Here is a 13515-nt window from a genome sequence, read left to right as displayed (position 1 = left end):
CTGCCCATTCGTCGTTTCATCAAAATAAGAACAATGAGGAGAACATCATGAGTTATTTGCTCGACACCTGGTATATCGCTGGATGGGCAGACGAGCTGGCGCAAGGTGGGATGCTTGGCAGAACCATCGTCGAACAACCCATCGTGTTCTTTCGCGATAGCCAGGGTGTGATCCAGGCACTCGCCGATCGTTGTCCGCACCGTTTTGCCCCGCTGCACATGGGCAAGATTGTCGGCGACAGCGTGCAGTGCCCGTACCACGGCTTGCGTTTCGATGGCAGTGGCCAATGCACGCACAACCCCCATGGCGATGGCACCGTCCCCAAGGCTGCCTGTGTTCGCGCGTTCGCGGTCGTCGAGCGCCATGGGGCGATCTGGGTCTGGCCAGGCGATTCGAGCCAGGCCAACGATGGGCTGATCCCTGATTTTTCCTTCCTCGAACAGGCTCCAACCCACGCCAAGGGGCATGGGTATTTACCAACCCGTGCGCACTACGAGTTGCTGTCCGACAACATCATGGACCTGAGCCACGTTGATTTCCTGCACCCCGATACGCTTGGTGGCGGGGCGTTGTCACGCACGCGCGCCACCATCGAGGAGTTGCCCAACGATCGCGTGCGCATCAGTTGGTGGGCGCCCGATGACGTTCCCCCGCCGGCTTTCGGCGCTCACCTTGAAGACCCGACCCGGGCAGACGTCTGGGCCGAAGTCATCTGGCACGCACCCGGCCTGATGCTGCTGGGCAGTGGCGCCACGCCTCCAGGGTGCCCCAGGGAAGAGGGTCCCGTGACATGGAACCTGCACCTGATGACACCGCAGGACGCGACGAACACCCATTACTTCTTTGCCAATACACGCAGTTTCGAGCAGGACAATGCTCAGTTGAATGCCTTCGTCCAGGACATGTTGATCGGTATTTTCGCCGGTGAAGACAAACCCATGGTCGAGGCTCAACAGCGCCAGATTGGCGAAGTTGATCTGCTCGGCCTTAACCCAGTGTTGCTGCCAGTCGATGCCGGCGCCGTACGTTGCCGACGTGTTCTGCGTCGGTTGATTGAAGCCGAGCGGGCAAGGACACAAGCCAGCCTGTGACCCACCTGTCGTTTTGAAAAGAGGAATTGCGATGAGTTTTCTACGCAACGTCTGGTATGCGGCCGCCTGGGGCGTCGAGGTCAAGGCCGGGGCGCTGTTCCAACGAACCCTGCTCAATGAGCCCGTGGTGTTTTTCCGTGATACCCAAGGCACCGCTCAAGCCATTGCCGATCGGTGCCCACACCGTTTTGCGCCCTTGGGCATGGGCGTGCTCAAGGGCGATGCGGTGCAGTGTCCGTACCACGGCCTGACGTTTGATGGCCATGGCACCTGCGTGCACAACCCCCACGGCGATGGTGCTATTCCCCGGGCCGCCAAGGTCAAGGCCTATCCCCTGGTTGAACGGCATAGCTTGTTGTGGATCTGGATGGGCGATACGCCCCAGGCCGATGCGGCGCTGATCCCGGATTTCAGTTGCATGGACAATGACAATTGGTATGTCGGCAAACGCTACCTGCACGCCAAGGCCAACTACGTGCTGGAAACCGACAACATCATGGACCTGAGTCATATCGAGTTTCTGCACCCGGCTACGTTGGGTGGCGATGGTGTCAAGAGCGCGCTGACGAACGTCCGGGAGGACGGCGACACCGTCTGGTCCAATCGCCAAACTGTTGCGGAAATCATGCCTGAGTTTCTCTACAAGGCCTGGAACATCCCCCAAGGCATCCCGGTGGATCGTTGGATCGACGTGCGTTGGGATGCCCCTGCGAATATGTTGCTGTTCTCCGGTGCAGTGGCGACAGGGCTCCCCAGGGAGCAGGGCGTTTCCACGCCGATCCCCCATCTGTTCACCCCAGAGACCGAAACCACGACGCACTACTGGTTCTCAGTCTGTTTTCCCAAGGCGATGGGCGAGTTCGCCGAGAGACTCGCTGATGAGCAGGTGGCCGCGATCAGCCAGCCTTTTGCCGATGAAGATTTGCCAATGCTGGAGGCTCAGCAGCGGATGATGGGAGATGCGGGCTTCTGGGACCTTAAACCGGTCTTGCTGATCGGAGATGCCGGAGCCATTCGCGCGCGGCGCGTGCTCGATCGGCTGATTGCCGCTGAACATTCAGTGGGTGCCCAGTGATGATCGATGTCGTTGTGACCCGCAAGCATCGCGAAGCCGAAGGCATCTACAGCTTCGAACTGGTCCCGGCCGACGATTCCACGCTGCCTGCTTTCAGTGCCGGCTCGCATATCGACGTGCATCTGCCCAATGGCCTGGTGCGCCAGTACTCACTATGCAATCACCCGCAAGAGCACCACCGCTACCTGCTGGGCGTGTTGCTCGACCCGGCGTCTCGCGGCGGCTCGCAGGCCATGCACGAGCAAGTGCACGAAGGTACCCGGCTGCGGATCAGCGAGCCACGCAACCTGTTCCCGTTGGAGCATGGGGCGGAGTACAGCGTGCTGTTCGCGGGCGGTATCGGCATCACGCCGATCCTCTGCATGGCCGAGCGCCTGGCGCGGATCGGTGCGCCTTTCGAGTTGCACTACTGCGGTCGCTCGGCCCAGCGCATGGCCTTTATCGAGCACACCCGCCATTCGGCGTTTGCCGATTGCGTGCACGTTCATGTGGACGATGGTGAGGATGCTCAGCGTCTGGACAGTGCTCGGGTCTTGTCCGCGCCGGCGAGTGATCACCACCTGTACGTCTGTGGCCCTACTGGCTTCATGGAGCACGTGCTCGGCACGGCGCGCGAGCAGGGCTGGGCCGAGGCGCAATTGCACCGTGAGTACTTTAGCGCCGCCGCTGTCCCGACGGGTGAGGCGGGCAGCTTCGAGGTGCAACTGGCTAGCACGGGACAGTGTTTCCACGTGCCAGCCGCGCTCAGCGTTGCCCAGGTGCTGCTGGAGGCGGGTATCGATGTTCCCTTGTCCTGCGAGCAGGGCATCTGTGGCACCTGCATCACGCGCGTGCTGGAAGGTGAGCCGGAGCATCGCGACATGTTCTTGACCGATGCCGAACGGGCCCGCAACGACCAGTTCACGCCGTGTTGCTCGCGTGCCAGGAGCGCCCGGCTGGTGCTCGATCTTTAAGGTTTTTTCATGCATCCATCTTTACCCGCTGCCGTGTTTCGCCAATTGATTGAGGAGTCGAACATGCAACAACTTCCTGGTTTCAAACGCGTGGTCACCGGGCACGACGCCCAGGGCCAGGCGGTGGTCGCGCTCAGCGGACCGACGCCCAATAGCTTCCCGCTCAAGTCCGTACCCGGCACGGTCTTCCATGAGATCTGGAACAGTGGCGCCAGCCCGGCCGTGCTGGATAACGGCGACGACCCCACTCGTAAGCCGCTCCAGTTGAGTCCGGCACCGCTGGGCAGTGTGATCCGGGTGGTGGATATTCCGCCCGACAGCATGCAGAACCAAATCAGCGCCGAGGACGCCTTGGCCGCCTTCGCCGAAATTGGCCAGGCCCATGCCGGCACGGGACAGGCGGATTCGAGACACAAGCTGATGCACCGCACCGAAACGCTCGATTACGGCGTGGTCACGGAGGGTGAGGTGTGGTTGGTGCTCGATGGCGAGGAAGTGCATCTCAAGCGCGGTGACATCGTCGTGCAGCGAGGCACCAACCACGCCTGGAGCAATCGCACCGAGCAGATGGCCCGCATGCTCTTCGTCCTGCTCGATGGCCGCTTCGCCCCCGAGCTGCAAGGAGAACCGTCATGAAGCTCAGTACTCTCAAGCATCCCAGCCGCGACGGTCGCCTGCTGGTGGTGTCGCGCGACCTGGCCTGGGCGGTGGAGGCCAGCGATATTGCCGCGACGCTGCAGGATGCCATCGAGCGTTGGCCGAGCGTCGAAGCGGCCTTGCGCTTGCGGTATGACGCCTTGAACGAAGGCATGCTGACCGGTGCCTTCCCCTTTGATCCGCAGCAAGCCGCCGCACCCTTGCCACGTGCCTGGCAGTGGCTGGACGCCTCGTCTTTCCTCAGTCATGGCGAGCGCATGCAGAAAGCGTTCGCACTGGACCCGATCGAAGGTGTTGAACATACGCCGCTGATGTATCAAGGCTGTGGCGATGATTTTCTGGGAGCCCACGACGACATCGTGCTACCCAGTGAAAGCCACGGTATCGATTTCGAAGGTGAATTCGCGGTGTTGGTCGATGAAGTCCCCATGGGCTGCTCGGCGCAAGATGCTGTCGACCATGTTCGGCTCATCGTGCAAGTCAACGATGTCAGCTTGCGTGCGCTCGCCCCCCGTGAAATGAAGACCGGCTTCGGTTTTATCCAGGCCAAATCCTCGTCGAGTTTTGCCCCGGTGGCGATCACCCCCGACGAGTTGGGCGAGGCCTGGCGCGACGGGCGCGTGCACCTGCCGCTGAGGGTCGAATGGAATGGCCAGTGGTTTGGTCATGCCCATGGCGGCGCCATGCATTTCGGCTTTCATCAGTTGATCGCCCATGCGGCCATGACCCGGCGACTCCGGGCCGGCTGCGTGATCGGTTCTGGCACGGTTTCCAATGCCGACCCCACGGTTGGTGCGGCCTGCATCGCCGAACGTCGTGCCGTTGAGATGATCGAGCAAGGGGCGCCACAGACACCCTTCATGCGCTTTGGTGACCGCGTGCGCATGGAAGTCTTCGACCTGCAAGGGCAGTCGGTTTTCGGGGCGATAGACCAGTGTGTCGTGCGCGGAGGCCTCCCATGCGCGTGATGATTACCGGGGCCAATGGTTTTGTCGGCCGGGCGCTGGTGAAACGATTGCTCCAAACCAATGAACTGCAAGGCCGGTCGATCAGCGCGTTGATACTGCTGGATAAAGAGTTGGCAGGGTTTGCCGACGATAAGCGCCTGCGTCGGCATTGCGGCAGTGTGACCGATGCCGCGTTACTGCGCCGCGCGCTGGCCGATGGCATCGATGTGGTTTTTCACTTGGTCAGCATCCCCGGTGGAGCGGCCGAGCAGCACTATTCACTGGGCTATCAGGTCAACCTGCTGGCAAGCCTGGAGCTGCTTGACCAGTTGCGCCAGCAGCCTGGTGCGCCGGTGCTGGTGTATGCCAGCAGCGTGGCGGTGTACGGCGGCGACCTGCCGGCGCGCATCGATGAGCGTGCCGTGCCGCGCCCGCAGTTGAGCTACGGTGCGCACAAGGCGATGGTGGAAATGGCCCTCAACGACCTTGCCCGACGAGGCGAGGTGGACGGTCGTGCCGTGCGCCTGCCCGGCATTGTCGCCCGTCCACGTGAACCCAATGGACTGCGTTCGGCGTTCATGAGCGATCTGCTGCACGCCTTCGCCGAAGGCCAGCCGTATTGCTGCCCGGTTTCGCCGCAGGCGCAGGCCTGGTGGATGTCCGTACGGTGTTGCGTGGATAACCTGTTACGGGCCGCCGAACTGCCCGCCGCCGAACTTGGCGAGTCACGTGTCTGGCAATTGCCGTTGTTGCACCTGTCCATTGCCCAGGTCATCGATGCCCTGGCCGCTGCCTACGGCCAGGAACGCCGCGCGCTGATCAGCTTCGCACCGGATGCCGGGCTGCAAGCGTTGTTCGGCAACTTTCCTGCAATGAAAACCCCTCTGGCCCGTGCCCTTGGCTTTCGCCATGACGGCTCGGCTGCCGCTTTGATACGAAACAGTTTGAACGCTGCTGCCCCGGCGCGTCGTGTGCGTGGACGGGTGGCGCTTGGAGTGACTGATCATGCAATCAACTAAACGCCGCCTGGTGGACCTGTCCGTTACCCTGGACAACAACCCCTACACCGACCCACCGCCGTTGCTGCCGAAAATCGACTACATGGACCATCAGCAAGGCTGGCCGGAGATGGCCGCGATGTTCCCCGGCCTGTCCAAGGCGCAACTGCCCGGCGACGAATCCTGGGCGGCTGAGCGCCTGCAGATCACGACGCACAGCGGTACGCATATGGATGCCCCTTGGCACTACGCCTCGACCACGGACGGTGGCAAGCCGGCGTTTGGCATCGACGAGTTGCCGTTGGAATGGTGCCTGCAACCCGGCGTGAAGCTGGACTTTCGTCATTTGCCGGATGGCCATGTGGTCAGCGCCGCCGAAGTGCAAGCCGAGCTGGCGCGCATCGACCACGTGCTGCAGCCGTTGGACATTGTCCTGGTCAACACTCGCGCCGGTGCGCTGTTCGGTCAGCCAGGGTATCTGGATGCCGGGGTTGGTATCGGCCGCGAGGCTACGTTGTACATGCTCGAGTGCGGCGTGCGCGTGGTCGGCACCGATGCCTGGAGCTGGGACGCGCCGTTCAAGTACACACGCGAACGCTTCGCCGCCACGGGCGACGCCTCGATCATCTGGGAAGGGCACAAGGCCGGGCGCGACATCGGCTACGGCCAGATGGAAAAACTGGCCAACCTGGAATGCCTGCCGGCCCATGGTTTCCAGGTGTCCTGCTTCCCCTACAAAATCAGGCACGCTTCGGCCGGCTTTGTCCGCGCCGTCGCGATTTTCGAGGTGTGAACGTGCCGGCGGCCGGTGGGAAAAAACGCGGCAGCCTGTCCCAGGGGCTCGAGGCGCTGCTGTCAGGGCTCATTCTTGAGGGACGACTGCGTGGTGGTGAACAGTTGCCCACCGAATCGGTCCTCATGCTTGAGCATGGGGTCAGCAGAACCGTGGTGCGCGAGGCCATGTCGCGTCTGCAGGCTGCTGGAATGGTCGAGACACGCCACGGTATCGGGACGTTTGTGCGCGGTAGCACCCTGTCGCTGGGGGCCTTCATCGACCCGGCGACCCTCGGCATCATCACAGATTCGCTGGCGATCATGGAGTTTCGGATCGGTCTTGAGGTAGAAGCCGCCGGGCTCGCCGCCTTGCGACGCAGCCCGGATCAGTTGGCGGGGTTGCGGGCGCTCCTCGATCAGCTCGGGCAGCCTGCGGTCAGCGTCAATGATCGGGCCGCGTTGGATTTTCAGTTCCATTTGAGCATTGCCCAGGCGACAGGCAACCACTACATCGCGAGTACACTGCTCAACCTGGGCGTGGTCATCATCCCGCGCAGCCGACTGGATTGTGCGCGACTGTTTCACGATGAGCCTGCGCACTACGAACAGCGCATGCAAAGCGAGCACGAACAGATTTACCAGGCGATCTTCAATCAGGACGCTGAATGTGCGTGCGCTGCCATGCGCCTGCACCTTCACGACAGTCGCGAGTATCTGCATCAGGCCCGCCAAGAACTGCTGATATGACAAATACCCAGAACTCCCAGGTGCCAGCCACGGCCACGCAGCATCCTGCCACGGCGCTCACCATCATCGATCCTCGCTGGACCTTGTTCGTACGTGTCGTGGCGGCTGGCAGTCTCAGCAAAGCGGCCGTACTGCTGGATATGCCGCAGTCCATGGTGAGTCGCAATATTGCCGTGCTCGAGTCGCAATGTGGCGAGCGCCTGTTTCATCGTACGGGGCGCGGGGTGGTCCTGACCGAATTTGGCGAGCAGTTGTTGCCGTGTATATCGGGCCTTCTCGCGGACGCTGAAGGGCTTGCCGATGACATTCGCAACCTGCGTGGCAAACCGGTGGGCGAGGTGGTCGTAGGCATGTTGCCCTCCGCGGTGCGTCGGTTTGCAGGAACGCTTTTTTCTGCGGTGCGCGCCCAGATGCCGGGGGTGAGGTTGCACCTGATCGAGGGCGCGAGCGCTCAACTCGAAGAGCAACTGCACGATGGTCGCCTGGATATGGCACTGGTGCTGCGCGAGAGCGAGGCCAGCATCGGGCAAGCCCACTTGCTGGCCAGGCTACCGCTGCATCTGGTGGGGCCCGCCGTCGATCCTCTGTTCGGCAATCGAGATATTGCGCTGAAAAATCTATCGGGGTTGCCATTGGTCGTGCCCGGGCGACCGCATTTGCTGAGGGCCAGGCTCGATCATCTGGCCGCCGAGCATGGCGTGGCGTTGTGCGTAGCCGTCGAAGCCGACTCCGTCCAACTTCAGTACGAAGTCGTGGCGGCCGGTGGCGGTTATGCGATTGCTTCTGTACTACCGGGCTCGCTGGATCAACGGCTGATGTCATCGCGTATCGTCGAGCCACTTCTCGAGCGCTTTGTCGTGCTGGTCGAGTCGCCCCGTCGTCCCTTGACCCGTGCCTCCCGTGAAGTACGCCGGCTGATCTGCAGTCTGGCCATGCCATCGATTTGAGCGATAGCTGCTTTCGATCCCCAGCAGTATTCGGTGGGGTGTGGGCCTCGTAGGGTGTCAGTCAATCACCGATTGATACCCGATTGCGAGGTTAGCGCTATGCATCACCCCCAAGAGTCCCAAGCCATGGCCCCGACGCTTTTTCTCAGCGACGCCGATGTTGCCTCGCTCGCCGACTGGAGCACCGCCGTTGCCGCGCTCGCCGAGGCGTACGCACACCCTGCATCGGATGCCATGGTACCGCCTCGTTCCATGGCCCGGGGCGATGGCATCTGGCTGCGCAGTTTGACCGCTGTACCCCCGGCTGGCGGCCATATGGGCTGCAAGTTGATCGCGGCCTCGATGCGGGCGCGTTGCGCCAGCTACCTGATCGCATTGTTCAACCAGCAAACCATGGCACTCAGCGCCTTGATCGATGGCAATCGGGTGACGGGGTTGCGCACCGCGGCAACCGCTGCGTTGGCGGTCGATTTGCTGGCGCCCAAGCGCGCGCTGCGGGTGGGTGTGATTGGCTCGGGATTTGAGGCCCGTGGCGCGTTGGACTGCCTTAAGTCCGTGCGCGATGTGGCCCATGTCCGGGTCTTCAGTCCGACGCCCGCGAGCCGCGAGCGGTTTGCCGAAAGTTTCAGGCCCGGGCTGGATATCCAAGCGGTGAGCAGCGCGCAAGAGGCCGTACGGGATTGTGACGTGGTGATTTGTGCCGCACGCAGCCGTGACGAGTCCCCGGTACTGCAAGGCGCCTGGCTTTGCCCGGGCGCTACGGTCGTGTCGCTGGGGTCCACCTTGCCTGAGCAACGGGAGGTTGACCCGGTCACGATGGAGCGAGCCGTCTGCATCGTCGCGGATATGCCGCAAGAGGTGCTTCACGATACGGGTGACGCCATTGCTGCGATCAGTGCCGGCGTTTATGTCGCCGACAAGTTGGTCGCGCTGTCGGACCTGGTGGCGGGTCGTGTCAACCCGCGCCAGAACGCCAACGACATCGTCCTCTACAAATCGGTGGGCTCGGCGCTGCAGGATGTCGTCATCGCACAAGCGCTGTACGAGCGCGCCAGGAAACAAGGCCTCGGCATCGAGCTGCCTGCCAGCATTATCCCTGTCTCGAAATAACCCCTCACTGTTCAAAGGAAATCACCATGGCCACTTACAAGAAAGCGGATGCCCGTGCCTGGGCGCGGGAATACCTGGTGGGCTGCTCGGCGGTCACCATTCCGAGTTTTAGCGCCGACCTGAAGCGTCTCAATGAACGGGGCATACGCCACGATATCGAACAGGTGGCAGGACTGGGTTACAGCAGCACGTTGCTGTGCAGCGAACTGGCGATCTCTGCCCAGGAAAACGCTCAGTTCACGGCCTGGGCCCGTGAGTCGGGGAAAAACCTGATCCTGTTCTTCCATGCGGCTTTTGGCACGCTGGCGGAGAACATCGAGGCGGTGAAGCTCGCCGAGAATGCCGGTGCAGACATCGTCCTGCTCTCCTATCCGCCGCAGTTCTGGCCGACCAGCGAGCAGGAAATCTACGACTACACCAAGTCGTTCTGCGACGCGACGGACCTCGCCGTCATGCTGTTCCCGATTCCGCTCTGGGGCTTTGAGCGCGTGCATCCGGCAGGGATGTCGTTGGAGTTGGTTCGTCGGCTGTTGGCCGATTGCCCGAACATCGCGGCCATCAAGTCGGAGCAAGGGTTCCCGCTGCCGGCGGGTATTTGCGAAATGTACTACCACTTTCGTGATCAGGTGGTGATCAGTTGCCCGATCGAAGCTGACGCGATCCCCCTGATGAGCCTGATGAAACTGCAGTTTTCCGGCACCAGCAACACGGCCTGGATGAGCGACTACTACCCGAAAGCTTTCGAACTGGCCCGCACGGGCCGCTTCGAGGAGGCGATGGAGCTGTATTGGAAGGTCAATCCGGCCCGCAGCGCCAACGGCGCCGCCGCGCAAAGCTATGCCGGCGGCACCGGGGTACTCAACCGCACGATGTGGAAATACCAGGATTGGCTCGCCGGCTTCAACGGTGGCCCACTGCGTGCCCCGGCGATGCGCGTGCCGGATCGCCTCATGAAGTCCCTGCGTCAAGGGTTGGTTGCGGCGGGGCTGCCGGTGACTGCGGACCCTGACAGCGCCTTCATGATCGGACGTCACCCGTGCTGATTGAGAGGATTGAAAAGTGAAGCATTTACTTAAGGATCCCACGCTGTGGCGTACCGGTGCCTACATCGCTGGAGAGTGGCTGACCGAGACGCCGAACGGCCAGTACACGCTGCGTAATCCGGTGGATCAATCGGTGTTGGCCGAGTTGCCACGCTGCGGTGAAGCTGAGGTTCGGCACGCCATCGACGCGGCGCATGAGGCCTTCGGCCCGTGGCGCCGCCTGACGGCTAAACGCCGTGGCGAGGTATTGCGCCGTTGGTACGAGTTGATGGTTGAACATCGTGAGGACATTGCCACGTTGATTACCCTGGAGGAGGGCAAGCCACTGGAGGAGGCGCGGGGTGAAGTCGATTACGCGGCGTCTTTCGTACGCTGGTTTGGCGAGGAAGCCACACGGGTGCGCGGTGATCTGATTCCAGGCGTAAAGGACACACAGCGCATTGTGGTACTGCGCGAGCCCATCGGGGTTTGCGCGGCGATAACGCCCTGGAATTTCCCCGCTGCCATGATCACGCGCAAGGCCGCTCCAGCGCTTGCGGCCGGTTGCACGATGGTCGTGAAACCGGCCAGCCAGACACCCCTGACCGCCCTGGCGCTGGCTGAACTCGCCCTGCGTGCGGGTGTGCCGGCCGGTGTTTTCAGTGTGATCACCGGCAATGACACCCGTGACATTGCCGGTGAACTCACGGCCAACCCGCTGGTGCGCAAACTCACCTTCACCGGGTCCACGGAAGTGGGCCGGCTGCTGCTGGCGCAAGCGGCACAGACGGTCAAGAAATGCTCCATGGAACTGGGCGGCAATGCCCCGTTCATTGTCTTCGACGATGCTGATCTTGATGCGGCGGCTGACGGTGTGATGTTGGCCAAGTTTCGCAATGGTGGACAGTCCTGTATCGGCGCGAATCGGGTGCTGGTGCAGTCAGGGGTCTATGACGCATTGGCCGAGCGCATCGTCGAGCGCATGGCACGCCTGAAAGTGGGCAATGGCCTGGAGCCGGGTGTACAGGTTGGGCCGTTGATCGATGACGCGGCGGTACGAAAATCCCAGGCGCTTGTCGATGATGCGCTGGCGCAAGGCGCTCGACTGCTGTCCGGCGGCAAGCCCCATGCCCTGGGCGGGTGTTTCTTCCAACCCACCTTGTTGGCCGATGTGACTCATGGGATGCGGGTCGCCCGCGAAGAGATCTTCGGCCCGGTCATGCCACTGGTGCGTTTCGACAGGGACGACGAAGCCATTGCGATGGCCAACGACAGCGAGTTCGGCTTGGCGGCATATCTGTTCAGCCGCGACGCGGCCCGTATCTGGCGCAACGCCGCCCGCATCGAATCGGGCATGGTGGGCATCAACTGTGGCTTGATTTCAAATGAGGTCGCACCCTTCGGTGGGGTCAAGCAGAGCGGTCTTGGGCGAGAAGGATCTCACCTTGGGATCGATGAGTTCCTTGAGGTGAAATACCTCTGCTGGGATGGCTTGGAAAACGTGTGAACCCACGTCTGCGGTTCATATGAACCGCAGTTCGCTTCATATGCGCGAGGCAAGTCAACCTCACTGCAAACTGCCCACCGCCATCGCGAGCAAGCTCGCTCCCACAGGTTTTTGTGTTGTGTCCAGATACCGTGAACACGCGCTGCCCCTGTGGGAGCGAGCTCGCTCGCGATGACGCCGGCACATCGAGCATCACTGCAAACTGACTCTCCGCCATCGCGAGCGGGCTCGCTCCCACAGGCGGACTGCGGGTGTTCAGCAATCGAACAAGCCTTCCCTCCGACACCCATCACCTCCTGCGATACCTCTGATTGTGGAAAGCGATTTCAGCGCTGATAGCCGATTCGATAGTCTCGTTGTCGATCCGGCATTGTCAGTCGGAACTTCATGAGTTTGCGGCATTGAGTCGATAGCGCTGCAGAGCTTGTCGGTGCGCCATGCAATGTCAGCCCGATTGAAATAAGAATAATTAGGAGAGCGTGATGATTGCAGCAGTCAGTAAGGTCCTGGTGATCGGAGGCGGGTTTTCCGGTATGACCGCAGCTATCCAGCTCGCCTCTCAGGGCGTCGAAGTGGACCTGGTGGAGATAGACCCTCTGTGGTGTCCCCTGGGGGCGGGTATTACGCTCAGTGGGCCCACGTTGCGGGCGCTGGATACGGTCGGGATTCTTGAGCGGGTGGCTGGGGAAGGGTATCTGTCGACCAATTTCGATGTGTTTTCACCGGCAGGCGACCTGATCGTGCAGTTGGCGCTTCGACCTCCGGTCAGCGATAAGCCGATACCCTGTGGCGGCGGCATCCTGCGCCCGGTGCTGGCTCGGATCTTTGCCGACAAGACGCGGGAGGTGGGCACTCATGTGCGCCTCGGCATCACGTTCGACAGCATCATCGAGCACGAGAATGGCGTTGAAGTGTCTTTCACCGACGGCACCGCTGGGCGCTATGACCTGGTCATCGCTGCCGATGGCGTGCACTCGCGGATGCGCAAGGAGTTTTTCCCGGAGGCGCCCTCGCCAAAGCCCATTCACCAGAGTGTCTGGCGCGCGGTGCTGAAGCGTCCGCCGGAAATCGTACGCCCCACGCATTGGCTGGGCCGCACCAAGGTCGGCGTCAATCCCATCTCCGAAACGCATATGTACATGTTCCTCATGGAAAACCGCGAATTTTCCGAGTGGATCGATCCGGCCAGTTGGCCAGGTGAAATGGCGCGTCTGCTGGGTGAGTTCCCCGCGCCGGTCCTGCAAGGGCTGGTGCCGCAACTGTACGAGGCGGGCGCCAATATCGACTATCGTCCGCTGGCCAATTTGCTGGTGCCGTTGCCATGGCATAAAGGTCGCATCGTGCTGATTGGAGACACGGTGCATGCCACCACGCCACATCTGGCGTCCGGGGCTGGCATTGGCATCGAGAGCGCCATCGTGCTGGCCGAAGAACTGCTCGCCGATAGCGATATACAGGCTGCCCTGACGCGGTTCGAAGCGCGGCGTTGGGCGCGCTGCCAACTGGTGGTGGAGAACTCCGCGCGTCTGTGCGAGATAGAAAAGAGTGGGGGTGACAAGGAAGAGCATGCCCAGATCATGCGCGAGTCCACTGCGACGTTGGCCGAGCCTATCTGAGTCATCGGGACTCTTCGGCTGGATGCACCCTGCAAAAGAAGGTGTAGAGAGCGACCTTGAATCGCTTCAGC

The 13515-nt window shown here is 61.9% G+C and carries 13 protein-coding genes; all 13 read left to right on the top strand.

The annotated features are described in order from the left end of the window. Positions 1–47: 47 nt before the first annotated feature. Positions 48–1091 carry an aromatic ring-hydroxylating dioxygenase subunit alpha gene (locus AO356_RS29150; protein ID WP_060742801.1) on the top strand — a complete coding sequence of 348 codons (1044 nt, stop codon included), beginning with the start codon at positions 48–50 and terminating at the stop codon, positions 1089–1091. 31 nt (positions 1092–1122) lie between these two features. Next, positions 1123–2166, top strand: coding sequence for an aromatic ring-hydroxylating dioxygenase subunit alpha (locus AO356_RS29145; RefSeq protein ID WP_060742800.1), 1044 nt, complete (start codon positions 1123–1125; stop codon positions 2164–2166). Then, positions 2166–3119: a PDR/VanB family oxidoreductase gene (locus AO356_RS29140; protein WP_060742799.1), complete on the top strand. Its 954-nt coding sequence runs from the start codon at positions 2166–2168 to the stop codon at positions 3117–3119. Before AO356_RS29145 ends, AO356_RS29140 begins: the two co-directional genes overlap by 1 nt. 63 nt (positions 3120–3182) lie before the next feature. Further along, the gene (locus AO356_RS29135) at positions 3183–3755 is read left to right on the top strand and encodes a cupin domain-containing protein (RefSeq protein WP_060742798.1); all 573 of its coding nucleotides are present in this window, start codon (positions 3183–3185) and stop codon (positions 3753–3755) included. Then, complete coding sequence (locus tag AO356_RS29130) at positions 3752–4744, top strand: fumarylacetoacetate hydrolase family protein (protein WP_060742797.1); 993 nt, start codon at positions 3752–3754, stop codon at positions 4742–4744. The genes AO356_RS29135 and AO356_RS29130 overlap by 4 nt, the downstream gene beginning before the upstream one ends. Further along, on the top strand, positions 4735–5742 hold the full coding sequence (locus AO356_RS29125) for an NAD-dependent epimerase/dehydratase family protein (RefSeq protein WP_060742796.1): 1008 nt from the start codon (positions 4735–4737) through the stop codon (positions 5740–5742). Before AO356_RS29130 ends, AO356_RS29125 begins: the two co-directional genes overlap by 10 nt. Further along, positions 5729–6514: a cyclase family protein gene (locus tag AO356_RS29120; RefSeq protein ID WP_060742795.1), complete on the top strand. Its 786-nt coding sequence runs from the start codon at positions 5729–5731 to the stop codon at positions 6512–6514. The genes AO356_RS29125 and AO356_RS29120 overlap by 14 nt, the downstream gene beginning before the upstream one ends. Continuing rightward, positions 6511–7242, top strand: coding sequence for a FadR/GntR family transcriptional regulator (locus AO356_RS29115; RefSeq protein WP_060742794.1), 732 nt, complete (start codon positions 6511–6513; stop codon positions 7240–7242). Before AO356_RS29120 ends, AO356_RS29115 begins: the two co-directional genes overlap by 4 nt. Further along, positions 7239–8189, top strand: coding sequence for a LysR family transcriptional regulator (locus AO356_RS29110; RefSeq protein WP_081015447.1), 951 nt, complete (start codon positions 7239–7241; stop codon positions 8187–8189). The genes AO356_RS29115 and AO356_RS29110 overlap by 4 nt, the downstream gene beginning before the upstream one ends. 126 nt (positions 8190–8315) lie before the next feature. Then, entirely contained in the window at positions 8316–9299 is a 984-nt protein-coding gene (locus AO356_RS29105; protein WP_237140781.1) for an ornithine cyclodeaminase family protein, read from the top strand. A 26-nt stretch (positions 9300–9325) separates the two neighbouring features. Beyond that, on the top strand, positions 9326–10342 hold the full coding sequence (locus tag AO356_RS29100; RefSeq protein ID WP_060742792.1) for a dihydrodipicolinate synthase family protein: 1017 nt from the start codon (positions 9326–9328) through the stop codon (positions 10340–10342). A gap of 16 nt (positions 10343–10358) precedes the next feature. Continuing rightward, positions 10359–11828 (top strand): NAD-dependent succinate-semialdehyde dehydrogenase, encoded by a 1470-nt coding sequence (locus AO356_RS29095; protein ID WP_060742791.1) that lies wholly within the window; start codon positions 10359–10361, stop codon positions 11826–11828. A gap of 482 nt (positions 11829–12310) precedes the next feature. Then, positions 12311–13444, top strand: a complete 1134-nt coding sequence (locus AO356_RS29090; RefSeq protein WP_081015446.1) for an FAD-dependent oxidoreductase — start codon at positions 12311–12313, stop codon at positions 13442–13444. Positions 13445–13515: the final 71 nt, after the last annotated feature.

The sequence above is a fragment of the Pseudomonas fluorescens genome, from assembly GCF_001307275.1.
In the GTDB taxonomy this organism is placed as follows: Bacteria; Pseudomonadota; Gammaproteobacteria; order Pseudomonadales; family Pseudomonadaceae; genus Aquipseudomonas; species Aquipseudomonas fluorescens_AA.
The sequence above is the reverse complement of the archived record's forward strand: the minus strand, read 5'-3'. Positions and strand labels throughout refer to the sequence as shown.